Source organism: Corynebacterium tuberculostearicum (assembly GCF_032821615.1).
In the GTDB taxonomy this organism is placed as follows: Bacteria; Actinomycetota; Actinomycetes; order Mycobacteriales; family Mycobacteriaceae; genus Corynebacterium; species Corynebacterium tuberculostearicum_H.
Genome location: NZ_JAVBIF010000004.1, coordinates 86,492 through 111,235, shown reverse-complemented (window position 1 = coordinate 111,235; position 24,744 = coordinate 86,492). Strand labels below are relative to the sequence as shown.

General features: G+C 58.1%; 25 protein-coding genes and 2 pseudogenes. 16 read left to right on the top strand and 11 right to left on the bottom strand.

The annotated features are described in order from the left end of the window. The first annotated feature begins 2 nt into the window (after positions 1 to 2). The 10 genes and pseudogenes from RAE09_RS05110 to RAE09_RS11915 all read left to right on the top strand — a co-directional run. On the top strand, positions 3 to 977 hold the full coding sequence (locus tag RAE09_RS05110) for a ribose-phosphate diphosphokinase (RefSeq protein WP_005323655.1): 975 nt from the start codon (positions 3 to 5) through the stop codon (positions 975 to 977). Between the two features lie 241 nt (positions 978 to 1,218). Continuing rightward, positions 1,219 to 1,869 carry a 50S ribosomal protein L25/general stress protein Ctc gene (locus tag RAE09_RS05105; protein ID WP_204609683.1) on the top strand — a complete coding sequence of 217 codons (651 nt, stop codon included), beginning with the start codon at positions 1,219 to 1,221 and terminating at the stop codon, positions 1,867 to 1,869. 92 nt (positions 1,870 to 1,961) lie between these two features. Next, positions 1,962 to 2,492: an aminoacyl-tRNA hydrolase gene (gene pth / locus RAE09_RS05100; protein ID WP_250413239.1), complete on the top strand. Its 531-nt coding sequence runs from the start codon at positions 1,962 to 1,964 to the stop codon at positions 2,490 to 2,492. A 5-nt stretch (positions 2,493 to 2,497) separates the two neighbouring features. Continuing rightward, positions 2,498 to 3,358: a fumarylacetoacetate hydrolase family protein gene (locus RAE09_RS05095; protein ID WP_150851572.1), complete on the top strand. Its 861-nt coding sequence runs from the start codon at positions 2,498 to 2,500 to the stop codon at positions 3,356 to 3,358. Between the two features lie 76 nt (positions 3,359 to 3,434). Continuing rightward, positions 3,435 to 4,322 carry a polyphosphate kinase 2 gene (gene ppk2 / locus RAE09_RS05090; protein ID WP_150851573.1) on the top strand — a complete coding sequence of 296 codons (888 nt, stop codon included), beginning with the start codon at positions 3,435 to 3,437 and terminating at the stop codon, positions 4,320 to 4,322. A gap of 29 nt (positions 4,323 to 4,351) precedes the next feature. Continuing rightward, entirely contained in the window at positions 4,352 to 5,512 is a 1,161-nt protein-coding gene (locus RAE09_RS05085; RefSeq protein ID WP_316981124.1) for a sensor histidine kinase, read from the top strand. Between the two features lie 10 nt (positions 5,513 to 5,522). Then, on the top strand, positions 5,523 to 6,182 hold the full coding sequence (locus tag RAE09_RS05080) for a response regulator transcription factor (protein ID WP_316981123.1): 660 nt from the start codon (positions 5,523 to 5,525) through the stop codon (positions 6,180 to 6,182). 87 nt (positions 6,183 to 6,269) lie between these two features. Continuing rightward, the gene (locus tag RAE09_RS05075; protein WP_316981122.1) at positions 6,270 to 6,983 is read left to right on the top strand and encodes an ATP-binding cassette domain-containing protein; all 714 of its coding nucleotides are present in this window, start codon (positions 6,270 to 6,272) and stop codon (positions 6,981 to 6,983) included. After that, entirely contained in the window at positions 6,976 to 8,457 is a 1,482-nt protein-coding gene (locus RAE09_RS05070; protein WP_316981121.1) for an ABC-2 family transporter permease, read from the top strand. The genes RAE09_RS05075 and RAE09_RS05070 overlap by 8 nt, the downstream gene beginning before the upstream one ends. An 18-nt stretch (positions 8,458 to 8,475) precedes the next feature. After that, positions 8,476 to 8,595 (top strand): annotated as a pseudogene (locus RAE09_RS11915) (HNH endonuclease); the annotation flags it as partial. A gap of 31 nt (positions 8,596 to 8,626) precedes the next feature. On the opposite strand, the pseudogene RAE09_RS05065 reads toward RAE09_RS11915, so the two are convergent. From RAE09_RS05065 to RAE09_RS05045, 6 genes and pseudogenes are all read right to left on the bottom strand, one after another. Then, positions 8,627 to 9,863: pseudogene (locus RAE09_RS05065) on the bottom strand (IS3 family transposase). Positions 9,864 to 10,081: 218 nt separating this feature from the next. Continuing rightward, on the bottom strand, positions 10,082 to 10,360 hold the full coding sequence (locus RAE09_RS11910) for a pentapeptide repeat-containing protein (protein ID WP_179386264.1): 279 nt from the start codon (positions 10,358 to 10,360) through the stop codon (positions 10,082 to 10,084). A 69-nt stretch (positions 10,361 to 10,429) separates the two neighbouring features. Next, complete coding sequence (locus tag RAE09_RS05060) at positions 10,430 to 10,984, bottom strand: hypothetical protein (protein WP_239274536.1); 555 nt, start codon at positions 10,982 to 10,984, stop codon at positions 10,430 to 10,432. A 318-nt stretch (positions 10,985 to 11,302) separates the two neighbouring features. Further along, positions 11,303 to 11,908 (bottom strand): recombinase family protein, encoded by a 606-nt coding sequence (locus RAE09_RS05055; RefSeq protein WP_316981120.1) that lies wholly within the window; start codon positions 11,906 to 11,908, stop codon positions 11,303 to 11,305. A 343-nt stretch (positions 11,909 to 12,251) separates the two neighbouring features. Continuing rightward, positions 12,252 to 13,706, bottom strand: a complete 1,455-nt coding sequence (locus RAE09_RS05050) for a glyceraldehyde-3-phosphate dehydrogenase (protein ID WP_394371996.1) — start codon at positions 13,704 to 13,706, stop codon at positions 12,252 to 12,254. Positions 13,707 to 13,770: 64 nt separating this feature from the next. Further along, positions 13,771 to 14,754 (bottom strand): nitronate monooxygenase, encoded by a 984-nt coding sequence (locus RAE09_RS05045; protein WP_234447410.1) that lies wholly within the window; start codon positions 14,752 to 14,754, stop codon positions 13,771 to 13,773. Between the two features lie 35 nt (positions 14,755 to 14,789). Here RAE09_RS05045 and pth (RAE09_RS05040) point away from each other — a divergent pair, with 35 nt between their 5' ends. Continuing rightward, positions 14,790 to 15,437 carry an aminoacyl-tRNA hydrolase gene (gene pth / locus RAE09_RS05040; RefSeq protein WP_200435978.1) on the top strand — a complete coding sequence of 216 codons (648 nt, stop codon included), beginning with the start codon at positions 14,790 to 14,792 and terminating at the stop codon, positions 15,435 to 15,437. 9 nt (positions 15,438 to 15,446) lie between these two features. Here pth (RAE09_RS05040) and RAE09_RS05035 read toward each other — a convergent pair whose 3' ends face one another. Together RAE09_RS05035 and RAE09_RS05030 are read right to left on the bottom strand one after the other, a co-directional pair. Next, positions 15,447 to 16,139: a potassium channel family protein gene (locus RAE09_RS05035; RefSeq protein WP_005323703.1), complete on the bottom strand. Its 693-nt coding sequence runs from the start codon at positions 16,137 to 16,139 to the stop codon at positions 15,447 to 15,449. Then, positions 16,132 to 17,484 (bottom strand): TrkH family potassium uptake protein, encoded by a 1,353-nt coding sequence (locus RAE09_RS05030; protein ID WP_250411079.1) that lies wholly within the window; start codon positions 17,482 to 17,484, stop codon positions 16,132 to 16,134. The genes RAE09_RS05035 and RAE09_RS05030 overlap by 8 nt, the downstream gene beginning before the upstream one ends. 80 nt (positions 17,485 to 17,564) lie before the next feature. Here RAE09_RS05030 and RAE09_RS05025 point away from each other — a divergent pair, with 80 nt between their 5' ends. Then, the gene (locus RAE09_RS05025; RefSeq protein WP_250411081.1) at positions 17,565 to 18,401 is read left to right on the top strand and encodes an SDR family NAD(P)-dependent oxidoreductase; all 837 of its coding nucleotides are present in this window, start codon (positions 17,565 to 17,567) and stop codon (positions 18,399 to 18,401) included. Between the two features lie 24 nt (positions 18,402 to 18,425). After that, entirely contained in the window at positions 18,426 to 20,060 is a 1,635-nt protein-coding gene (locus RAE09_RS05020; RefSeq protein ID WP_250411082.1) for a peptide chain release factor 3, read from the top strand. A 72-nt stretch (positions 20,061 to 20,132) separates the two neighbouring features. Here RAE09_RS05020 and RAE09_RS05015 read toward each other — a convergent pair whose 3' ends face one another. Further along, on the bottom strand, positions 20,133 to 21,698 hold the full coding sequence (locus RAE09_RS05015; RefSeq protein WP_005323707.1) for an aspartate-alanine antiporter-like transporter: 1,566 nt from the start codon (positions 21,696 to 21,698) through the stop codon (positions 20,133 to 20,135). Between the two features lie 152 nt (positions 21,699 to 21,850). Further along, on the bottom strand, positions 21,851 to 22,720 hold the full coding sequence (locus RAE09_RS05010) for a patatin-like phospholipase family protein (protein WP_005323708.1): 870 nt from the start codon (positions 22,718 to 22,720) through the stop codon (positions 21,851 to 21,853). Positions 22,721 to 22,745: 25 nt separating this feature from the next. Here RAE09_RS05010 and RAE09_RS05005 point away from each other — a divergent pair, with 25 nt between their 5' ends. The 3 genes from RAE09_RS05005 to RAE09_RS04995 are packed head-to-tail and all read left to right on the top strand — an operon-like array spanning position 22,746 to position 24,035. After that, positions 22,746 to 23,087 (top strand): hypothetical protein, encoded by a 342-nt coding sequence (locus RAE09_RS05005; RefSeq protein WP_316981119.1) that lies wholly within the window; start codon positions 22,746 to 22,748, stop codon positions 23,085 to 23,087. A gap of 11 nt (positions 23,088 to 23,098) precedes the next feature. After that, on the top strand, positions 23,099 to 23,476 hold the full coding sequence (locus tag RAE09_RS05000; RefSeq protein WP_316981118.1) for a hypothetical protein: 378 nt from the start codon (positions 23,099 to 23,101) through the stop codon (positions 23,474 to 23,476). Positions 23,477 to 23,495: 19 nt separating this feature from the next. After that, the gene (locus RAE09_RS04995; protein ID WP_316981117.1) at positions 23,496 to 24,035 is read left to right on the top strand and encodes a gamma carbonic anhydrase family protein; all 540 of its coding nucleotides are present in this window, start codon (positions 23,496 to 23,498) and stop codon (positions 24,033 to 24,035) included. On the opposite strand, the gene RAE09_RS04990 is transcribed toward RAE09_RS04995, so the two are convergent. Continuing rightward, positions 24,032 to 24,685, bottom strand: coding sequence for a hypothetical protein (locus RAE09_RS04990; RefSeq protein WP_316981116.1), 654 nt, complete (start codon positions 24,683 to 24,685; stop codon positions 24,032 to 24,034). The genes RAE09_RS04995 and RAE09_RS04990 overlap by 4 nt on opposite strands. Between the last annotated feature and the right edge of the window lie 59 nt (positions 24,686 to 24,744).

Genomic DNA, 24,744 nt, shown 5'->3' with positions numbered 1-24,744 from the left:
CCATGACTGGCAAGGTAACTGGTAGCAGCAAGAACATGAAGCTCTTCTCTGGGCGTGCACACCCAGAGTTGGCGGAGGCTGTGGCTAAGGAGCTCAAGACCGATCTGGTTCCTACTACAGCCCGCGACTTCGCTAATGGCGAAATCTTTATCCGCTTTGAAGAGTCCGTGCGTGGCGCCGACTGCTTCGTAATGCAGTCTCACACCCAGCCGCTCAATAAGTGGCTGGTGGAGCAACTCATCATGATCGATGCTCTCAAGCGTGGCTCCGCGAAGCGCATCACTGCCATCCTCCCCTTCTACCCATATGCACGCCAGGATAAGAAGCACTTGGGCCGCGAGCCGATTTCCGCTCGCCTAGTGGCAGACCTACTGCAGGCAGCCGGCGCGGACCGCATCGTCTCCGTGGACCTGCACACCGATCAGATCCAGGGCTTCTTCGATGGCCCGGTTGATCACATGCACGCTCAGCCCATCCTGACCGATTACATCAAGTCCAAGTACGCCACCGATAACATCACCGTGGTCTCCCCCGATGCTGGCCGCGTGAAGGTCGCGGAAAAGTGGGCCCATGACTTGGGCGATGCCCCGCTGGCCTTCGTACACAAGACCCGCTCCAACACCGAGGCCAATAAGACGGTGTCCAACCGCGTGGTCGGCGATGTAGAGGGCAAGGACTGCGTGCTTCTCGACGACATGATTGACACCGGTGGCACCATCGCCGGCGCCGTGCGCGTTCTGAAGGACGCCGGTGCGAAGAAGGTCATCATCGCCTGCACCCACGGCGTCTTCTCCGATCCAGCCCGCGAGCGCCTGTCCGAGTGCGGCGCGGAGGAAGTTATCACCACCGATACCCTCCCGCAGTCCACCGAGGGCTGGTCCAACCTCACGGTGCTGTCCATTGCACCGCTTTTGGCACAGACCATCCACGAGATCTTTGAGAATGGTTCCGTGACCACCCTTTTCGATCGCGCCTAAGCGCAGAGCCGCCGAGATTTCCCTCGGCGGCTTTTGATTTGCTTCTGGTGCGCGTGCTAATCTAACTCAGTCTCGGCGAGGGCGACCTCAGGATGAGGAAGCCGTTATCGACGCGATTGAAGTTAGAGCATGTTGCTTTTTATATACGCCTGCGATGACTCGTCCAAGACGTCCATCGGCAGGCTTTCGTCGTTTTATCGCGTTGGCCGCGCCGCACTACTTTAACTAAGGAGAATGAAGCATGGCACAGCGCCCAGTAATTAAGGCTGAAGCACGTACCGAATTTGGCAAGGGTGTCGCACGCCGCCTGCGCCGCGAGTGGAAGGTTCCTGGCGTCATCTACGGTTCTCATCAGGAGCCGGTCCACTTCGCAGTTCCGCTGCTGGACATCCAGTCCCTCGTCCGCAACAACGGCGTCAACGCCGTTCTGGAGCTGGAGATCGACGGCGAGCAGTACCTGACCATGGTTAAGCACGTTGACCAGAACGTCCTGACCTTCGACATCGACCACGTTGACCTGCTGGCTATTAAGCGCGGCGAGAAGGTTGAGGTTGAGGTTCCGGTTACCCTGACCGGCGAGCCGGCCCCAGGCACCATGCACATCCAGGATGCTGACGTACTGCTGGTTGAGGCAGACGTACTGAACATTCCGGAGGAGATCGAGGTTTCCATCGAGGGCCTCGAGGACGGCGCAGTTATCACCGCTGGCGACGTCACCATGCCGGAAGACACCACCCTGGTGGCAGAGGAAGACACCGTTATCGTCTCCATCTCCCTGCCTGAGGTTGATGAAGAGCTCGAGGAAGCAGCCGAGGCTGCTGAGGAAGGCGGCGCTGACGCTGGCGCCGAGTCCGTCGATGAGGGCGAAGAGTCCTCCGACTCCGAGGAGTAATTCCCTCCCCTTCACACGCATAGGCCGCCGTGAGATTCGCTTCTCGCGGCGGCCTTGCCGTTTTTCTCTCTGCCTATGAGACAATTGAGCGCGTGACTCCACTTCTCGTAGTAGGCCTTGGCAACCCCGGCCCCAAGTACGCAGGCACCCGGCACAATATCGGCTTCGATGTGGCAGATGAACTCGCAGGAGAGCTCATGAGCAGCTTTTCAGTGCACAAAAAGACCAACACCGAAGTCGCCGAGGGCATAGCTGGCGGCCGCAAGATTATCTGCGCAAAGCCACGGTCCTTTATGAACCTTTCCGGCGGGCCGATCAAAGCTTTGGCCCAATACTTTCATCTCTCCGCCGCCGACATCATCGTTGTTCACGATGAGCTAGAGCTCGATTTCGGCACCATTAAGCTCCGCCAAGGCGGCGGCGACCATGGCCACAATGGGTTGCGTTCAACCACAAAGTCCCTGGGCACCAAAGACTATCAGCGCCTTTCGGTAGGAATCGGGCGCCCACCGGGGCGCATGGACCCTGCTTCGTTTGTGCTCAAGCCTTGGGCAAAGCAAGAAAAGGCAGAAATCCCCATCCTTTGCGCCGACGCGGTCGAGGAAATCTTGCGCGTAGGATAGTCGCCATGAAATTGGCTACCCTACGCACTGGCTTTGGAACTTCCGCTATCCGCATCGACGGCGATAACGTGGGAGTTGAGTTGGATTATGAGGACGTGGGCCAGCTGCTGCGCAGCGAAGATTGGCGCAAGGCCGCCCAGCTTTCCGGCGAGCCCGTGGTCTTTGACCACGCTGATTTGGAAGCCGTCGTGCCAGCTCCCGGCAAGGTCATCTGCGTGGGGCTCAATTACGCCAAGCACATCCGCGAGATGGGACGCGAATTCCCCGAACATCCCACCTTGTTCATCAAGTTCGCCGACGCCCTCACCGGCCCCTATGATGATGTCTTCATTCCCGAATATGGCACACAGAAGCTGGATTATGAAGGTGAGTTGGCGGTCATCATCGGCGAGCGCGCCCACCGCGTCTGCCGCGACGAGGCGCTAAATTATGTGGCGGGCTACGCCATCATGAATGACTACACGCTGCGTGACTTCCAACGCCAGACTAGCCAGTTCCATGCCGGTAAATCCTTTTATCGCACCGCCGGCTTCGGCCCTTGGCTTACCACCGCGGATGAGTGGTCACCGGGGTCCGGAGCTGTGCTCACCACTACCGTAGACGGTGAAGAGAGGCAGCGCGATAATACCGATGACCTCATCTTTTCCGTAGCTGAGCTCATTGAGTTCTGCTCGCAGCTCTATCCACTCAATCCGGGCGACGTCATCGTTACCGGCACGCCAGAAGGCGTGGGTTTTGCCCGCACCCCGCAGCAATTTATCGAGGATGGCCAAAACGTCACCATCGCCGTCGAAGGCTTGGGGCATATTTCTAATACCACCCGCTATGGAGAGCCCGGCTGCGGCCCCGGCTGTACTTGTTCCTAAGCTGTGCCCAGGTTCTCACTCCAAAGTGGGCGGTAGCGTTTTCATCCCAGCCGCTTGCGCCGGTTAAGCTGTATTAATGAGCACAAAAAGCAGTAAAGCCCCTAAGAAACTCAACAAGAAGGCCTACGAGAAGGAGCTCGAGCGCCTCCAAGCAGAGCTCGTGGACATGCAGCAGTGGGTCGTTGAAACCGGCGCCCGCGTAGTCATCATCATGGAAGGCCGCGACGCCGCCGGCAAGGGCTCCGCGATTAAGCGCATCACCCAGTACCTCAATCCGCGAACCTGCCGCATCGAGGCGCTGCCCGCACCGAACTCTCGCGAACAGGGCCAGTGGTACTTCCAGCGCTACGTGGAAAAGCTGCCCACCAAGGGCGAAATCGTCATCTTTGACCGCTCCTGGTACAACCGCGCCGGTGTCGAGCGCGTCATGGGCTTTTGCACCGATCAGGAATACGTCCGCTTCCTGCACCAAGCACCCACCTTTGAGCAGATGCTGGTAGAAGACGGCATCATGCTGCGCAAGTACTGGTTCTCTGTCTCCGATGAGGAGCAGATCAAGCGCTTTGAATCCCGCCGCAACGATCCGCTGCGCCGTTGGAAGCTCTCCCCTATGGATCTGCAGTCCATTACCCGCTGGGAGGACTACTCCCGTGCCAAGGATGCGATGTTCATCCACACCGATACCCCAACCGCACCGTGGTACACCGTGGAATCTGAAGACAAGAAGCGCTCGCGTATCAACGTCATCTCGCACCTGCTGAGCACCATTCCATACGAGAAGATCGAGCGCGAGATGCCGGAGATCCCGCAGCGCCCAGATTCCGATGGCGAAACCTATGAGCGCCCCGCCCGCGAAGAGTTCCGCTACGTGCCGGACGTCGCTGCCAAGCTGGAGCGTAAGTCCGAGCAGAAGACGGCAAAGAAGACGTCCAAGAAGGGCAAGAAGAAGGATAAGAAGAAGTAGCAGCAAGGGCTGTATTACTATCTTCCTTTATGAGCACTGACACCGTCGCGCAAGCGCGCTTAGGGGATAAAATCCTCACCGCGGTGGCGGTGCTCATTGCGCTGTTTTATGTGATTTCTGCCGCGAAGAATCCCAACATAATTGAGATTATTCAGGCGGGACTATCGTTGCTATTCCTGCCATTTATGTGGATCTGGCGGAGCCGTCCCGTGCTCAGCGCCACGGGCTTTATTGTGCTGCTCGCGGCATGGGCCGTGGCTTGGATGAGCCAGCTGCCCACCAATCTAGGGCTTACCCCTTGGGCCCTGACTGCCCCCATGGCGGTGTATGCGACCTCCCGCTACGTGGGGCGCCGCATTATTCCCCGCACGGTGCTGGCGCTGACGATTCTTGGCTCCTTCATCTCGCCCGTCATGTGGCGCATTGATCCGGAGTCATTCCTGCTGCACTACCAGATAGACCGCCGTTATCTGGCCATGGTGGTGGTGCATTGGGCGGTTTTGGGCAGCACCTACTTCATCGCCGCACGCTACTTCGACCTGGCACGCCAGCGCGAGCGGCTAGCCCAGGAGCGTTTCCACCAAGCCCAAGAAGAAGAGCGCCTGCTCATTGCTAGGGAATTGCACGATGTACTCGCGCATTCTCTTACTTTGATCAAGGTTCAGGCGAATGCCGGGATCATTGCCGGGCGTGTAGATAGTGAGGCTGCCCAGGAAGCTCTGGCCACTATCCGTGATGGCGCGGATTCTGCATTGGAAGAGGTTCGCGGCATCGTCACGGCACTGCGGAGCACCGGTCCTTCCGCTCTCAAGCCGACAGAGCAGCTTGATCACATCGAGGGAATTATCGATGGGTTCCGCGCGGCGGGCTTAGAAATTGCAGCGGACTTACCAGAGACTTACGAAGCGCCCGCCCTGACGCAATTGGCCTTGGTACGTATCATTTCTGAAGGCCTGACCAATGCGCTACGCCACCAAGGCCCCGGCACGCACGTAGAAGTAGAGCTCGCGCTTGCCGACGCCGCCCAGATCACCCTAACCTCTACCAATCCCTCCCCGACTCCCAGCGAAGTTACTGGCAGCGGAGTTGGCCTCATTGGCGTCGAAGAGCGCGCCCACGCGTTGGGCGGAAGACTAGAGCGCTCGGGTGATGCAACAAAGTTCATCCTGCATGCCGAACTACCCTTGTAGAAGGAAAGCCGTGTCTAAGATTCGTGTCCTACTCGCCGATGACCAAGCGATGCTAGTTGCCGCATTGTCTACCATCCTTAACGCTCAGGATGACATTGAGGTCGTGGCCACCGCCAATACCGGCTCCGAAGCCGTCACCGCAGCGTTGAGCCACCGCACTGACGTAGCCATCCTAGACATCCGAATGCCGGGAATGGACGGCATCTCAGCGGCCCAAGCAATTCTTTCCCGCGTCCCCGAATGCCGAATCATCATGCTCACCACGTTTAATGAAGAAGAATTGGTGGCTCAATCTATCGCCGCTGGCGCGCATGGGTTCCTCCTCAAAGATGCGGATCCGGAGGTGTTAGCGGGGGCAGTCCGGGACGTCGCCAAGGGCGAATCGGTCCTAGCTGCTAAGGTAACCGGCCCAGTTTTGCAGACCTACCGCGCCGCAATTGCGCGCGGGGAGCTGAGCGCGCAAGAGCGCCAGGGCTTAAGCCTTGTCACCCGTCGCGAGCGAGAAGTCTTAGCCCTCATCGCCCGCGGTGCCACCAACGCGGAGATTGCCCGTGAAATGGTCATCGCGGATACGACTGTCAAAACACATATTTCCTCTCTGCTTTCCAAATTGGCTGCACGCGACCGCGTAGCTCTAGTGCTCTTGGCGCAAAAGGCTGGCATCGCCTAAGCCTCCTACCGTGGTAGGAGAACTTCGCGCTAAGGTCCATAGCCTAGGCGGAGGTTATTGCGGCGCTGTGCCGCGAGACTAGGCGGTATGAGTTTTGAGATCTCCTTTGAACGCGTCAGCAAATCCTTTGGCTCCCACGCGGTACTGCGGGATGTGGACTTTCGTATCACCCCTGGCCGAGTCCACGCCATTCTTGGACGCAACGGGGCCGGAAAATCCACCCTCTTTTCCATCTTCCTTGGCCTACTGCCGGCAGATTCCGGAATAGTACGCGTGGCTGGTGCTCCTTGGTCACGTGAAGTACTCGACCACGTAGGGGCATCCGTGAACGGGCCCGCCTTTTACGGGCATCTTTCCGCCGCTGCCAACCTGCGCGTACATACCCGCTTGCTAGGTCTGCCAGAGTCTGAGGTAGAGCGTGTTTTAGCCATTGCGGGACTCACCGAGGTCGGTTCCAAGAAAGCCAAGTCCTTTTCCACCGGTATGAAGGCCCGCCTGGCATTGGCGCAGGCTTTGCTAGGTGATCCGGAAATCTTTCTTCTGGATGAACCTCAAAATGGTCTTGATCCACAGGGCATAGTGGAGCTGCGTACTTTGCTGCGAGACTTGGCAGCAGCCGGACATACAGTTGTGGTCAGTTCTCATCAACTTGGCGAGGTCCTTCATTTGGCCGACGACATCACCATTTTGTCTCAGGGCACCATTCGTTACTCCGGGTCCTTGCAGGAGCTTGCCCCCAGCGGCCAATTGGAGTCCGAGTTCTTCCGCCTCACCTCTCTGGGTGGTGAGGCCGATGTTTAAGCGCTACCTTTCGGCAGAGTTGCTGCGCAGCCGCGGCAGCGCTGTGCAGTGGCTGCCTCTTCTCGCCTTACCGCTTGCGCTAATGACCATAGTCTTTTCTGCTTTCGCTTCCCCGGCTAAGGATGCTACCGGTGTTCTCGGCTGGCAATCTATGTTTGTCACCGGCATGTACGCGCCGCTCGTTGCTGTATTTGCCGCAGTTACAGAGCGCCGTGAGGTTCTCGCCCGTGGCGGCGGCACATGGTGGCGCCGTCTCACTACTCGCTACGAACACACTGCACGCTTAGTGGTAGTAGTCGCCAGCCTGGGCGCGTTCCATCTCCTCAACTTTGGGGTGTCCTGGGCAGTAGTGTTCGCACAAGGCCGCGAACAGCACCACCTTGTGGCACTCGCCGGGCTCTATTCTTTCCTCGGTGCTGTTGGCATTGCTGGCCTTGCCTCTGCCTGCTCGCGGCGCTATGGCCTTGGCGCGACACTAATACTCAGCGTTATCTGGCAGGTTTTAAGCGTGACTTCCAAGGTCGTCGAAGGCCCTACGTGGTGGGCTTTTCCACCAGCTTGGCCCATGCGGCTCTTGCTTCATTCACTGCATATTCATCAAAATTCCGTGCCCTTGGATCCAGGCGATCCACTCCTGCAAGAAAGTCCGCTGCCGGCCCTCGCTCTGACGCTACTTCTCGCAGCAGTAGGCATATATGCGGCCATCGTCACTCCGCGCCGCCTACGCCGCCTCGCCTTACCTCGCCGCGGCCAGACGACCGCTGTCTCCAGCGGCACCACTGCCACGTGGCGCCCGGCCACAGCACCGCGTGCCACCGCCCGCCCCCGCTTGGTAGGCGCGCTGGTTGGTCTCCACCGAGCGGCGTGCAGCCCAGCGGTTATCGCCTGCTTGGCGTTAAGTGCCTTGGCACTGCTATTTCTTGCCCTTTTCTACCCTCCGACTTATGTCCAGGGCTTCTTTATTTTTCTGCTTCTCCCTGTAGGAGCGGGTGTGTTACCGGTTGTGGTGTGGCCATTACTCGCGCCGGTATGGCCACTCAGCCACATTGAATCCCGCCATTGTTCCAGCGCGCTCCTCTGGTGGCTTTTCGGGATAGTATCCACAGTATGCGTGGGCGCTTCGCTCGCACTTAGTGCTTCTGGCAGCTCAGCTTCGGCGACGGCCGTCCAACTGCCCCTAGCCATTGGGGTGGGATATGTTATTTCGGTATTCTCTCTTCTCATCGTGATTCGTCTGGGCATCATGAGTGGCCTGGCACTGTGCATCGTCTGCACTATCGTCTCCGTGACCTTGGGCGGAGACGTCCTCGCTAGAACCCCGCTGTGGTTGATCGCCTTCCCCGCATGGCCCATGAACGCGGATTCTCCTGCCCGCTATATTCTTGCGACGGTGCTGATAGGAATCTTCGCCACGGCTGGTACGTGGATGGTGATCCGGCTGCTTAAAACTAAAGCGCTGCGGCCGGCTAACTAAGCCTCGCAAGAGTATCGCTCTGCTAACGGGTTGACCTGGCACCACCATCAGGAGACTGGAAGAATGCAGCTAGTTGAAAAAGGCGCACACAGAACACCTCACAAAGGTGGATTTAGCCTTTGGGGCAAGAAAGGATAAATAAATGAATGAAGTGCCCCGAGTTTTGTTCCTAGGCATTTGCCTTGATTTCTATTATTGCTTGTGGCGGGTTCTGCTTCCAAAATTCGGTTTCCACCTCGACCGGGGTTCGGTATCCCAAGCTTTGGTGGAGCCTAGTCTCGTTCCACCATGACACCCATTTGAGCGTCGCGATTTCGACCTCGACAACATCATCCCACCTGCGGGTATGGATCAGCTCGTTCTTGTAGGAGCCGTTAACGTTTTCAGCAAGAGCATTGTCATAGGAGTCACCAACAGTTCCGGTGGAAGCTGCAATGCCATGCTGGGTAAGTCGCTCGTTGTAGACCACGCTGACATACTGCGACCCGTGATCCGAATGGTGAATGAGACCTGTTGTTTCCTCAGCACACACGATTGCCTGGTTGAGAGCTTGCAGCGGCAACGCTTCGGTGCGCATGGAGTCTGATAACGCCCACCCAACGATCCGTCGAGAATAAACGTCGGTGACAAACGCGGCATACACAAAGCCTTTCTTCGTGCGCACATACGCAAATGTCAGCCACCCACAGCTTGTTCGGGCCGGGGGCTTTGAATTCACGCTCGACCAAGTCCGGGCGCAGATCAGGCACGTTAAGCTTTTCGGGTTGTGATAGGTGATCCGCCTTTGCCTTTGCCAGAAACACCGGCCAGGCGCATTAAACGGGCGGTTTGTTCACGACCGATATCAATTCCGTCACGGCGGAGAGCATGCCACATTTTCCGTACACCGTAGACACCGTAATTATCCCGATGAATAGCACTAATGCGTTCGACCAGCGCAGCATCGCGAAGGCGACGAGCACTTAGTCCACGGGCCTTGGACTGGCGATACCCACGCGAGGTGATAAGCCCACCAGCGCGGTTATTCTTCAACGTCTTACAGATGAACTCGACAGAAAAACTACTCCGGTATTCATCGATGAACCGGATCATTTCCGACGTTTTGGACCTGGTTCCGACGCGAAAAAAGCTGAGGCAGCCTTCAGAAGTTCATTGCTCTCGCGTAGCTCTTGATCTTCACGGCGTAGCCTCGCGTTTTCGGCGACCAAATCTTCAGGCACAGACTCTGGGATGTTTCCCGAACGCCGGGCAGGCTTAAGTCCATTGACGAGCTGTGTGCCACGAGACCCCAGCTTTGGAGCTACTTCCTGGCACGCGGCTTGCATCGACATGTTTTCCGCCAAGATGCGATCTTCCACGAGACGGACCACACGGTCCTTTGCATCCTGGTCAAATTTCCTTGGCATGTTCCAGATTTTCCCATCTACTCAAGCGGAACAAAACCTGGAACACTTCACACATACGTGTCCGTTCTGTTAAAACGTAGTTGTGCCATATGCCTACACATATGTCCTGCCATACGGCATGTACTGTGGGGCGTATATTCACCCGCCCCATCGCGGTAGCTATGCGTTTTCAACGCCCGATACACCGTAGGGCTTGAACGGAATTCGCGTAGGCGCAATCAGGGGCTATAAAGTATCGCATTACTTGCATCCCAACCTGTACATTCAGAGAATTGCCTTGGACTGGCGGTAACAGGTACCAGATATGCGTTCGTAAAATTCGCGCGCGTTAATGTCGCTCCACGAAGGTCTGACTCGCTAAGAATTGCGTTCGTAAAATCTGCGTCGGTGAAATCCGCCGATTTCAAGTTAGCCCATGCCACCATGGAGCCGCGAAACGAGCATCCTTTGCATATGCTTCCTTCGAGATTGATATCCGTCAGGTCATAGTTGGACATATCTTTCCCGGAAATGTCTTTCCCAGCGAGCTCCGTGGCCCACGATTGAGGCATCGTTTTGTACATTTGCTATTTAATCTGCGGTGAATTGATAATCCATTGCGGGCAACGGCCTTGGTAGCCAAGGCAGTGGGTGGTTACAACTCCGTAAGGTTTGCCGTCCCTTATCTTGTTGAAGCCAACCACCGTTAATATGTCTGTGGTTTCAACTTTCCGGCACTTCTTAAAAGGTCCCCAACCTGAGCAGGAAATATGATCCATGGGCAGGCGATATTCATAGCGGTCGCCGGAGCGCTTAATTTTTGGCGCATATTTTGTTGAAGCTTGTGAAGCACGAATGGATAGACCGTGTTTGTTCTGGTTTTTCGCCCGAGCCTTTTCCCGAAGGTAAACCAGCTTTCCATTTTTATCCGTCCACTGCGACACGATAGTGTAAGGGCCTTTATTTCCAAAGAAAGATAATTCCGAGTCGACAGAAGTGTCGAGGTTCTTCGAAGCGGCAGCTTCTGTCAAGATTTCCTCCGCTGTAGAGTCATAGCTTTCCACTGTTCCTGGGATTACCCCGAAATCTTCTGTAGGGGCAGAGGTAGATGCATTGGCAGCTGGTTGAGACAAATTAGCCATTAGAAGTAGAGCAGCCATTGTCTTGCCTAGTGCGTTTTTGGTCCAGTATTTCCGCACGATAGAGTCTCCCACTTGTAGAAAAGCACTTATCCTAAAAGTACCTTCTCTAATTAACGAAGGGAATGCTCATATGCGTGATATGAAATACAAACTGGATGAGTGGCCGATCTGTATTGCGAGGGTTTCATAACAGGAGAACAATCTGTGCGGAATAACTTCCCTACATATCGGGCATGTGCCAAGAGGGTGTTTTAGCGTATTTTCTGCCGTATGGCGGGACTGACAGGTGCGCAGATTTACCGATACGGCTGCACCGCTCTAGGCGTTTTTCAACGCCCGATACACCGTAGGACGGGTAACTCCAAATTCCCGCGCTAATGCTGCCTTTGACTCCCCCGCCAGTGTGCGTCGCTTAATCTCCGCTACTTGGTCGGGTGTGAGGGCGGGTGTGAGGGCGGGTTTGCGGCCTTTGTACTTGCCGGCCTTTTTCGCCAACGCAATACCTTCCGCCTGGCGTTCACGGATAATGGCCCGCTCAAACTCCGCAAACGAACCTAAAATGCCGAGCATTAAATCCGCGCGCGGATCCGTGGTGCCTTTCGCAAAGATAAGATTCTCATGCAGGAAGGTAACAGTCACACCTTTGCCGGTAAGTTCATCAACAATCCCGCGCAGATCTGTCAGCGAGCGGGCGAGGCGGTCAATCGACGACACGACAAGCTCGTCACCGTCGCGCACATACGCCATACACTCCCTCAGTCCTGGGCGGGCAGTCTTGGTGCGGCCGGAAATCTTATCCTCAAAGAACCGGTCAATCCTGCCGGAAGCATTGAGTAGTTCTTTCTGGCGCTGATTATTCTGCTCCACTGTGGAAACCCGGATATAGCCCACCCGCTGCCCACGCGAACCAGAACTTTTGGCCATTAGTCTTCGCCCCGCGAGGGTGTAAAGGCAGCATTCTCCTGGGCGATGACCGCATCACGATACGACTCGATTGCATCCGAGAGGGCATAAAGCTGAATGCCGTCGAGAGCATCAGCGTCAGCAAGTAAAGATGAAGTGCCCCAAGCAGCATAGCTAACCCCCGACGTGTCTACTTTCCGGGGTCGGGCCCCAGCTACACCGGCTGGGGTGCCCCAACCATTCAATCAGCATCCAAGAAGACCAAATCTAACCCCACCAACACGCTGAATCACAAACGTTTAGCCCTAAGCCCTGGAAAACGACTTAAGCCCGCGGATAACCGCGGGCTTTAGACCACTGAGCCTTAAAGCTCAGCAGGAGATACGCGCTTCGGCAGAACAACCGGGCGGGTACCCGCCAGTTCTTCTACGATGCGTACTACCTGGTTGGAGTAGCCATACTCGTTGTCGTACCACACATAAAGCACGAGGTGCTTGCCGGAGGCGATGGTAGCAACGCCGTCGACGATGCCGGCGTGGGTATTGCCGATGAAGTCAGAGGAAACGACCTCTGGAGAGGCAATGTAGGAAATCTGCTGGCGCAGGTCGGAGTGCAGGGAAACGTTGCGGAGGAAGTCGTTGACCTCATCGCGCTCTACTTCCTTTTCCAGCTCAAGGTTAAGCACGGCCATGGACACGTCCGGGGTAGGAACGCGGATGGCGTTGCCGGTGAGCTTACCCTCAAATTCCGGCAGGGCCTTAGACACAGCCTTAGCAGCACCGGTAGCGGTGAGCACCATGTTCAGGCCCGCGGCGCGGCCACGGCGATCACCCTTGTGGTAGTTATCGATGAGGTTCTGGTCATTGGTAAACGAGTGCGCCGTTTCCACGTGACCGTGGGTTACGCCGTAGCGGTCGTTGATGACCTTGAGTACCGGGGTGATGCCGTTGGTGGTGCAGGATGCGGCGGAGAGGATCTGATCCTCATCGGTGATCTTTTCGTTATTGATGCCGTAGACGATGTTCTTAATATCGCCCTTGCCCGGTGCGGTCAAAAGCACGCGAGAGATGCCCTTGGCCTTGAGGTGCTGAGACAGGCCCTCGCGATCGCGCCACGCGCCGGTGTTATCCACCAAGATGGCGTTGTTGATGCCATAAGAGGTGTAGTCAATCTCGGAAGGATCGTTAGCGTAGATCATCTGGATCTTGGTGCCATTGGCCCAGATGACCTCATTTTCCTCATCCACGGAGATGGTGCCGTTGAAAGCGCCATGGACGGAATCGCGACGCAGCAAGGAGGCACGCTTGAGGATGTCCCCATCGCCCTTCTTGCGCAGGACGATGCCACGCAGGCGGACTCCACCATAAGCTGCCTCGCGGGCGACGAGCAGGCGGGCCAGCAGGCGGCCGATACGGCCGAATCCGTAGAGCACGACGTCGGTGGTTTCCAGATCCACGCCAGCACCGACGATCTCGCACAGCTCGCCTTCCAGGTACATGCGGAGGTTTTCCTCGTTGGACTCCTCCCAGCCCAGAACCAAGCGGCCCAGATCCACGCTAGCGGCGCCTAGGTTCATGTCTGCCAATTCCACCAGGATTGGCAAGGTCTCCGCCGTGGACAGGTGGCGCTGCGCAATGCGGCGACCGTAACGGTGAGACTTGATGATGTCGATATCGGTCTGCCCCACCAGCGGGCGGCCGAAGATGGTGGTGACAACGTTATTGTTGCGGTGCAGCTGGTGGATGAGTGGAATCATCTGCTGCGCCAGCTCAAGGCGCTCGTTCCAATCATCATGGCCAACATGTGCGTTCGCGGTCACGTAATTCATTCCTTTTCTGTCACGGGGGTGGCATTGAATCTACAAACATAAATATTAGCGCCTACTAGTGTGGGTTTTGGCATAGTCGGTTAAGGATGTCGGCCACAGTACCCCCGTTAATTTTGGCTACCTCTTCACCTACGAGGCAGTAGGCCACGGCATCATCGTGCTGCGCACGGCGTTTCTTTAGCACCGGATTCAAAAGTGGGTAGACCGGGGGCAAGTCAGGGTGTCTCCGGGTGTACTCGGTCTCCAAGCCGCGGGCGAAGCGGCCTGAGAAAGCACGTGTGGACACGGTCTTTCCACCACGGCGAAGAAGCTGCCGGTTATAGTCGCTCGTGCCGGCCTCTGCGGCGAGCAAAAAGGCGGACCCGCAAGAGCAGGCGGCAACTCCACTCCAGGACATAGCGTTGGCTACATCAGCCGCGGTGCGCATGCCACCTGCTGCGATAAGGGGAAGTTCAGGCACAGCGGCATGCACGTCGGATACTAGCTCTTCCAACTGCCTGGAATCAGGAGTCACGGTTATATCCCACGTGCCGCGGTGACCACCGGCGGCGGGCCCTTGGACGCAGAGCACGTCGACGCCGCCACGTGCGGCCGCAATTGCCTCCGTAGGGGTGGTAACGGTGGTCCATGCCTCTGCTCCTGCGGCATGAATTTGCTCTACGTGATCAGCGTTAAAGGTTCCAAACATGGACCACACCACCCGGGCGCCGCCGCGCAGGGCTAGCTCCAGCTTTTCTGCATAGTCAAAGGAGTAGTCGGGCTCGGGTAGCGGCTGGTTTTCTGCTTGAGCCAGCTCGCGTGCAGCTGCCAAGTACGGCTCGGTAAGTGGATCTTGAGGGCAAAAGAGGTTCACCCCGAACGGAATTCCGGCGCACTGTTCTATCTGTGTGCGAGCAGAGTCGATGCTGGCAGAGCCCAAACCTAGGGTGCCGAAAGACCCAGCCGCATAGGCTGCGTGCACTAGTTCCGGGGTGGTGGGACCGCCGGCCATGGGCGCGGGAATTACGCTACGGGAAAGGGAGCTAATAACCTGACTCATACCACCCCACCCTACCGAGAGAGGAAGCTAGCGCAGTGGCAGATTTAGGAGATTTTTTCGCGCGGATCTTTGGCGCAGGAAAAAAGACGCAACCGGGGCTCAATCCGAATGACCTGGAGGCAGACTGGCTTATCGTGGGCTTGGGCAACCCCAGCGCGAAGTATGCCGCTACCCGCCACAATGTGGGCTATATGGCCATCGACGATCTACTGGCTGCAGGCGGAGATGTCCTCGAACCGGTGCGCGGGCTAGATCTGCAGGTAGCTTCGCTTAATTGGGAGGGCCACAAAGTACTTGCCGTGCGTTCGGGCACCTTTATGAACCTGTCGGGGGATCCTGTGGCACCGCTAGCGCAGCAATTAGGAATCGCTCCAAACCATGTGATTGTCCTCCACGATGAGCTCGATCTGCCGGCCAATAAGGTCCGGCTCAAGCAGGGTGGCAATGAAAACGGGCACAACGGGCTAAAGTCCCTCACCGAGCGCTTAGGCACGCGCGACTACTTGCGTGTACGAATTGGCATTGCACGGCCGCCCAAGGGCTCGTCGATTCCAGACTATGTATTAGGCCCGGTGGATACCGGCGCGGACTTTGATGACGCCATTGCCACTGCAGCTAAGGCGGCTCGGCTCATCGTGACCGAAGGGCTAAGCAAAGCCCAAAACCAGATCCACTCGCGTTAACCACTCGCGCTAGCACTGGGAGAATTTCTCTAGGGCCTGGGGACTGCCGGCGGCGACGATGAAATCGGTGGGGGCAAGTTCGGTGGCGTCGGCAAGCGGGGCCCATTCCCCTTCCGCACAGCGCACCGAAACCAATTGCACGCGGTGGGTGCTCCAGATGGCAGCGAGGTCGAGGGGCTGGCCGAGCAAAGAAGAGGGTACGGCCATCTGGGTCACGCCATAGTCGGTGGCAATCTCCGCAAAATCCCGGAAACGCCCGCCCAAAAGGTAGGCGACGCGGCGACCCGTATCTCGCTCTGGCCGGATGACGTGGTGGGTGCCTATCTGGCTCAAAATGCGCGCGTGCGCCTCCGAATCTGCCTTGGCCCAGATATCTTTCACCCCCAGCTCCACCAGGTTAGACGCGGTAAGAATGGAATCTTCTAGGTGAGAGCCGATAGCGACGATGACGCGCTCGACCTCCTCCACGCCCAGCTGGCGTAGGGCTTCCGGGTCAGTGGTATCTGCCGCAATGGTCTCAGTAAGGTATGGTGCCTCTTCGCGCACGCGCTTTTCGCTGGAATCGATGCCAAGGACCTCAACGCCATTGGCCATCAACTCATGGGCTAGCGAGGAGCCAAAGCGCCCCAGTCCAATAACGACGACGGGTGGAATGTCAATGCCGGCGCGGGTGCGTCCCAGCGCCTTGAGAATATTAGCCAAGGAACGGCCTTTCTTCGGGGAAGCTATAGCGCCGGCTGACGGATTTCGCCGCCAGCGCTGCTACCAAGGTGGTTGGGCCAACGCGGCCCAAGTACATGATGAGGCATAGCACTATCTGCGAGGGCGCAGACAGGCTTGCGGTAATTCCGGTGGACAAGCCCACCGTAGCGAAAGCAGAAAGAACTTCGAAGGAGACTTGATCACCGCTGAATTCTGGATCGAAAAAGCGCAGGGCCGCCACGCCGAGTGTGACCACCATGACTCCGGCAAAGCTCAAGGCCAGGGCCTGGCGGGTCACCGAGCGCGGAAGGCTGCGGTGCCCGATGGTGGTGGTTTCGCGCCCGGTGAACTCTGCTGCCATGGCTGCCAGGAGCACGCACGCGGTGGTGACCTTGATGCCGCCGGCGGTACCGGCCGAGCCACCACCGATGAACATCAAGATATCGGTGCCCATCAGGGTAATGGGGTGAGCCTGCCCGTAGTCGATGGCATTAAAGCCGGCCGTGCGCGGAGATGCACTGGCAAAGAAAGAGTTGAGCAGTTTTTCTCCCAGCGACATGGACGACAACAGTCCGGTCCATTCCATGCAGGCGAAAAAGACCGCACCCGCTACCAAAAGCATGGTCGTAGCCACCAAAGTCATGCGCGCGGTAATGGAGATGCGGTGGACCACGTAACGGTTGCGGCGCACGAGGCGTACCAGCTCCGCCCATACCGGAAATCCCAAGCCGCCACCAATCAGCGCGGCGGCCAGGGGCAGCAGAATCCAGGCATCTGCAACAAAGGGCACCAGGTTATCGCTATTGGTGCTAAAACCCGCGTTATTGAATGCAGAAATGGCGTGAAAGATGCCTTCCCATACCGCGCGCGGAAAGGAATGACCATAGCCAATCATCAACCGCGCAGCCACGATGACAGCGATGATGATCTCTGCCACGGCGGTAAAGGCAAAGGTAAAAATCAGCGTCTTGCGAATTCCGCCAGGAGCAATGGGGCGCCCCTCATAGGCACCCGTCTTGCGTGCTTTGAAGCTAATCCGGCCGGTAAAAAGCAGGCCGGATAGCGAGGCCAGGGACATGATGCCCAAGCCACCCAGTTGGATGAGTGCCAAGATGACTACTTGGCCGGCCGGGCTCCAAAAACTACCGGTATCCACCACGATAAGTCCGGTGAGCGATACCGCAGACGTAGCGGTAAAAAGGGCAGACAGAAATGATGCACGGGCGGTGCCGGCCTCGGCGAACGGCAGCATGAGCAAAACCGTTCCCAGCAAAATGAGCAAAAGAAAGCCGGCTGCGGTTAAGCGCGCCGGTCCCCAGTGCCGTATGGAAAACAGATGTTTCACGAGCGGAAGTATAGACCTGCTTGGGGTGCAAGGAAACTGCTAGCGAGCACCACCCCCGCCTCGAAGTTAAGATTGGGGCTATGACTTCGCCAAATAGCACTGCCAAGACCATTGTGATTACCGGCGCATCCGGCGGGTTGGGGGCCGCGGCTGCTCGTCAGTTGCACCGCACCCGGCCACAAGACAACCTGGTTATCGTCGGCCGCAATCCGGAAAAGACCCGCGCGGTGGCCGAGGAAGTCGAAGGCCAGTACTTCCTGGCGGACTTCGAGTCCTTGGGCCAAGTTCGCCGCTTGGCACAGGACTTGGAAGGCCTGGAGCATATCCACGCCCTGGGCAATAATGCCGGCGGCATTTTTGATGGCCCCTCCACCACCGCCGATGGATTTGAGCGCACCTGGCAGGTCAACGTGGTCGCGCCCTTCCTGTTGACCTCATTGCTGCGCGAGAAGCTGCGCGCAGATTCCGCCAACGTAGTCCAGACCGCTTCGCTGGCCAATTTCCTCATGTCCAACTTTGACCCGAACGATCCCGATACTGTGGAGCACTTTAGCCCCGAGCGTGCTTATGGCAACGCGAAGTTGGGGGATATCCTGCTTACCCGCTATTTCGATGCCCACGGGCTTAATGCAGTCTCTTTCCACCCGGGCGTGCTGGCCACGGACTTTTCCAAGTCCTCGACGGGCATGATGTCCAAAATGTATTCCGGACTGATCGGCAAAACCTTTGGCAAGCCTGCAGACGGCGGCGATAACCTCGCCTACTACCTGACCGGCACGGAAGGCATCCACTTCAAATCCGGCGAATACTACAACGACAAGCGCAAACCCGGCCTGCAGCGTCCCATTGCGAAGAAGCTATCGGTAGCCCGCCGCGTCTTTGATGATTTGGGGCGCCGCCTCAATGTGGAGTGGTAGCGCAAACCCACTAGACTATGCCGCATGAGTTCTGTCGTTTCTGAGGCCTCGCGCCGCCGCACGTTTGCCGTTATCGCCCACCCCGATGCTGGTAAGTCCACGCTGACGGAGGCGCTGGCGCTGCACGCACACGTTATTAATGAGGCCGGCGCGGTCCACGGCAAAGGCAACCGCAAGTCCACCGTGTCTGACTGGATGGACATGGAAAAGGACCGCGGTATTTCCGTGGCTTCCTCAGCGCTGCAGTTCGAGTATGCGCCCGAGGGACACGAGGGCGAGCCCTACATGATCAACCTGGTTGATACCCCAGGCCACGCGGACTTTTCGGAAGATACCTACCGCGTGCTCACTGCGGTGGATGCGGCAGTCATGCTTATCGACGCCGCCAAGGGCCTCGAGCCCCAGACCCTCAAGCTCTTCCGCGTGTGCAAGGCCCGCGGCTTGCCCATCGTCACCGTGATCAATAAGTGGGACCGTGTAGGCCGCGAGCCCTTGGAGCTCGTCGATGAGATCGTCAACGAAATCCAGCTGCAGCCCACTCCGCTGTACTGGCCGGTGGGCATAGCCGGTGATTTCCGCGGTCTGGCGCATATCAATGACGACGGCGAGGCGGATGAGTATATCCACTTCATCCGCACCGCTGGCGGTTCCACCATTGCTCCAGAGGAACACTTCGACCCGGATGCCGCCGGTGAGAAGGAAGCAGATGTATGGGAAACCGCCGTCGAAGAGGCCGAGCTCCTCGCCGCCGATGGTGCCCTGCATGATCAGGAGCTTTTTGAGCAGTGCGTGACCTCCCCACTCATTTTTGCCTCTGCGATGCTGAACTTTGGTGTGCACCAAATCCTGGATACGCTGTGTGCCATTGCCCCGGCACCGCACTCGCGCGAGTCTGATCCTAAGGCGGTTGAGGCTGCCACCAGTGCTATCGACGAGGTCCGCGAAGTAAGCGATGATTTCTCGGGCGTCGTCTTCAAGGTCCAGGCGGGCATGGACCAAAAGCACCGCGATAATCTCGCCTTTATGCGCGTGGTTTCCGGTGAATTCGAGCGCGGCATGCAGGTCAACCACGCCCAATCTGGCCGCAGCTTTTCCACCAAGTACGCCCTGACTGTCTTTGGTCGCACGCGCGATACCGTGGACACCGCCTATCCGGGCGATATCGTGGGCTTGGTCAACGCCGGCTCGCTTGCCCCTGGTGACACCATCTATTCCGGCAAGAAGGTGCAATTTAAGCCCATGCCTCAGTTCGCGCCGGAAGCCTTCCGCATTCTGCGCGCGAAGTCGCTGGGCAAGTACAAGGCCTTCCGTAAGGGCCTAGAGCAGCTGGCGGCCGAGGGCGTGGTCCAGATTCTCAAAAACGAGGCGCGCGGCGATGCCTCCCCGGTCATGGCGGCGGTGGGTCCCATGCAGTTCGAGGTCATGCAGGCCCGCATGGAGTTCGAATACAACGTGGAAACCGTCACCGAGCCTATCCCCTATTCCGTGGCTCGCCGCACCGATGCCGAATCCGCCCCAGAGCTCGGCCGTCAGCGCGGCGTGGAAATCTTTACCCGCCAAGATGGCGAGCTCATCGCGCTCTTTGGTGATAAGTGGAAGCTCGCCTTCATTGAGAAGGAACACCCAGAGCTCACCATGGAAACCCTCGTGGCGGATTAGAAACCACACAGCTTCACACGGCAGAGAGAAAGGCCGCTTCTCAGAACGGGAAGCGGCCTTTTCCGTTGCGTGTTAAACCATCAACATCACAGGGACAACGGCAATCTTGACCACCTGCGCCACCACAATGGTGGCCGCATAACCGGTCATGATGCGCGAGTCGGAGCTCAACCCCGTGGCGTAGTTGACCACGGCCGGCTGAGCGAAGATGCCAGAGAGTCCGCCGGAGGTACGGGTCTCGGACTGACCCATGAAGCGATTCGCTACAGCGAATAGGATCGAAACCACCACGGTGACAATGGCGGCGAGGATCATGCACTTCAGACCCATCCAGGAGAAGGCGGTGGACAAGAATGCCTCGCCGGACGAGAGGCCCACAGAGGCCAAGAAGATGACGAGGCCCCACTGCTGGAAGGCAGTATTAATGGAGGCCGGAACCTGCCACGGAATGCGGCGGGTACGGTGCAGCGCGCCCAGGATAAGACCCGTAATCAGCGGGCCAAGCGCAAAGCCCAGCTCGAAGGAAGCGCCACCCGGCATCGGAACCACGACCTGGCCCAGCAGGTAACCCAGGAACAGGCCACCACCCAAGGCCACCCAGTTCAGCTCGGAGTAGGACTTAATTGAGTCACCGAAGTAATCCTTGATGTCACCCAAGCGGTCAAACTTCACGATGAGCTCCAGCATATCGCCAGAAGCCAAGTGGGTTTCGTTATTGGCCAAGAATTCCTCATCGCCGCGCTGCACGCGCACGATGCGACCGCCATAGCGGGAGAACAGGTTGAGCTCCTCAACGGTGCGGCCGGCGATATCTTGGTTAGAAATAGCCACGTTTTCGATGACCAGGCGTTTATCCACGAACGGAGTTTGCGGCTGACGCTTGCCCAGCATCTGGGTCAGTTCACGGGCCTTAGCCTTGGTGACCATAACGCGCAGGATATCGCCCTTGTGCAATTCGGGGCGATCGCCGGCAACCCGGACCTTATTACCGCGGCGAATGGTAGCGATAACAAAGTGATCCTTGAACTGTTCTTCCAAGTCATCGTAGTTCACGTCTTTGGTAACGCGAATGGTACGGGAACGGAAGATCTTGGAGGCCGAATTGTCCTTATCGTGCTTGGCGGGCCAATTCTGCTTGAGCAGGAATGCCACGACCAAAATGGCCACCGCCACACCCACGGGATAGCCCAGCGAGTAGCCCACAGCGGGTAGCTCTTCACCGGTTTGCTGTTGGGCAACTGCCAGCGACGGCGTCGAGGTCGTGGCGCCGGCGAATACACCAACGGAGGCCAGGGTATCCAGCCCCAGCATGCCGCCAAAGAGGAGGGCTGCGCCCGCGGCCACCACAATCGCAATGGCTGCGGTGAGCATGTGCTTCATCTGCTTAGAAAAGCCCTTGAAGAAGCGCTCACCGGCGGACAGGCCCTGCATATAAATAAAGAGTCCCAATCCCAGCTCTTGCAGGGAGCTTAAGATGTCTTTATCTAGATCAATAAATGAGCCGAAGGCCAAGCCCATAAACAGCGTGCCCGCCGCGCCAAAGCGCAGCGGACCGAAGGGGATCATGCCAAATAGCGTGCCGAGCAACACTATGAAAAAGATGCTCAGCCATATATTTCCATCAAAAATTGCTAACACGCTGGAATATTTTAGGCATTTTCCTCCAAAGTGCCACGTGAAAGGCACATTCTTTAACGACCACCAATGGCATCGCTACTGCTTAAGCCCTTTTCGTCAGGGGCCACCCACCCCCAGCAGCGGCACATCTCACAGGAAACGCTCATAGTGAACTAATCAAGGAGGAACTCCTTCCACCGTGGCCACTCCGTATAGGTCTGGGCTTTCCCCGCCTGATAGTTCGCCCGCAGCTTGTGCACGTTGCGTTCGGTAGAGGTCACCTGCATATCCTGCGGGAAAAATAGTTGCGCCCTACCTTGGCGCTCCAACTCCAAAAGCCGGTCTTTGGCCGCGTTATAGAGGGCGGGGCGGGCTACGAGGGCGTCGGCAATAGCGGGGTACCTGCGGAAGACGCGGCGGACGAAGGCTGGGCGCGCGACCGCAGGGCGCACGTACCCGCGCGGCTTTGTACCAATAAACAGGAACTTCTCGTAGCCGGCCTCTTCTGCTTGCGCAATGGTAATGCCACCGGAAGAGCCCAAAGCACCGTCCACGTACGGCGCGCCGTCGATAGATCGCATCGGCATAATCAGCGGCAGCGTGGAAGAAGCGCGCACGCGCACGAAGAGATCTTCCGGGGTGTGGATGTCCTCGCGCGTCCAGTAAACAGACTCGCCGGTATCGGCGCGCGCTGCAGCAAGCACCATATCGGCCGGATGCTCACGGTAAGCCTGCCAATCAAAGGGCAAATCCTTGTCCGCGGCGCGCTCATAGATGTACTCGGCATTGAAATACCCGGTGCCACGCACCAGCGAACCCACTCCGCCGAAGCTGGGGCTTTGAGCAAAGTCTGTAAAAGACTCTTCGGCGCGGCGGGCATCGCGCGACAAGTAATTAACGGTATGCGATGCCCCGGCGGAGACGCCGCCTACCCAGCCAAAGTCCACGCCCTCTTCGATGAGTTTGACCATACAGGCGGCCGTATAGGAATTGCGCATGCCGCCGCCTTCAATAACGAGTGCGGTGTTGCTGGCGTCAATCATGGTGCCCCATACTACGCTGGGCCCAATGAAGCGCATTTTCCGACAATTGCTCGCGGACGAAGAAGGCACCTTCGATATCGAAACCGGCCAGCAGCCCCGCACCGGGTTTGCCTATAACCCCACCGGCAAGGCGCTGCTGCGGGTAGCGGAGCCTACCCCGGCCGCGGTGAGCAAGGCCTTGGCCTTAGCCAAGGAACAAGGCGCGCGGTATCTCGGCACGTGGCGCCAGCCGGATGGTCCGCTAGTCTTCCTCGCCACGACCGTAACCCACGATGAGTCTGTGGCCCGCGAGCGCGTTGCCGCCACCGGCCAACGTGCCTATTTCGACCTGGAGCGCTGCCGCACCATAACCGTGAGCGCTCACTAGACTGGGCTCCCATGGGATTAAAGAATGCACTTGCCCGGCTGACCGGCACGCAGTCCCCGCGCCTGGCGCGCCCAGATTCCGCGGCGCTCACTGTCCACATTGACCGGCTGGAAATCCACACCGCAGGGCCACTAATCATCGTCGTTACTGACCAGCCCGGCGCCGAGGTACTGCGAGAGGTAGCCGGCACCCGCGAGTCAGCTACATTGGCCTCTCCCACCACGACGGTGCATTTTCCCGCCGTGAAAAAAGATGCCTTGCCCATCAAAGATCCCCGGCGCGGCTGGGTCATTCCGCTTACGCCCGCGCTTGCCGACGCCCTCGTAGACCACCTCCCCTACCCCGGCGACTACGAGCTTTCCCCCGCCCTAGCCGTAGTGGTCGAATAACTACCTTGAAAGGACTGACATGCTGCTTTTGCCTTGTGCGGGAAAGAAGCCGCGCATCCACCGCAGTGCGTGGATTGCGCCCAATGCCACCATCATTGGCGATGTAGAAATCGGCCCGGATTCCTCCGTGTTTTATGGCAGTGTCCTGCGCGGCGACGTGGGCGCAATTCGCATTGGCTCTAGGTGCAATATTCAGGACAATTGCGTCTTCCACGTAGAAGAGGACACGCCATGTGTACTAGAAGATGATGTCACGGTGGGACACATGGCAATGGTCCATGCTGCGCATGTGGAGGCCGGTTCCCTGGTGGGAATGTCCTCTTCGCTGCTCTCGCGCTGCACTATTGGCAACGGCTCGCTCATCGCGGCAGGCGCCGTGGTGCTGGAAGGAACCACCATTCCACCACGCAGCCTTGCCGCCGGCGTGCCAGCCAAAGTGCGCCGCGAGCTCAGCCCGGAAGAGTCACAGGCCTTCATTGCGCATGCTGCTCGCTACGTGGACTGCGCGCGCAGCCAATCCGATGTGGCGTTGAGCCTGGATGAGGTCACCTTTGATTAAAGGGAAAGCACGCCCATGAGGATGAGGAAGACCGCCACGAGGTAGCCGCCGAAGAGGGCCACCTGGGTGCTATTGGCGCGCGCCGCTGCAAAGAGCCGACCGGCGGCCGATTCGGGATGCGCGCGCACCACCGCAATAAAAAGGCCACAGATAGTGGGCAGGGACAAAGCCAAGCTGGCGTACCACACCAAGCCGCCGTACTGAGCGGCCGGAGCGATATCTTCGGTAGCCAGGTGCATGAGCCCGTAATAAAACGGCACCGATGTCAGCGATTGCACAACGCCCATAATGAAACCGATGATCGCGGTAAGCAGCGATGGAGTACGCAACGGCTCGAGCAACCGATTTACCAAGGCATTGGGCTGGCCTTGAGAGCGCCACGAGCCAAACCCCACCGCGATGCCCACTGCGACAAGTACCCAGCCGGCAACGGGCGAGCTCAAAATGGCCTCGATCTGGTCTTTTACTCCCAGCAGCACAAACATCACCACGGCCGCCGCGGCGAGGACTCCCATCCAGTCTCCTATCACCACTAAGGAGGCAATGCGCCGGTACTTGCCGCGGGGCAAGATGATGCCAATGGCCACGAGGATTCCGATGAGTAAGGCATTGATGGAATCCAGGAGGGCAAAACTAACGGCGTGGAGCATGCCGGTCAGTCTACCGCCCCATGCCGCCATCGCCGATACGCCCGAGGGCACAAGCCCCA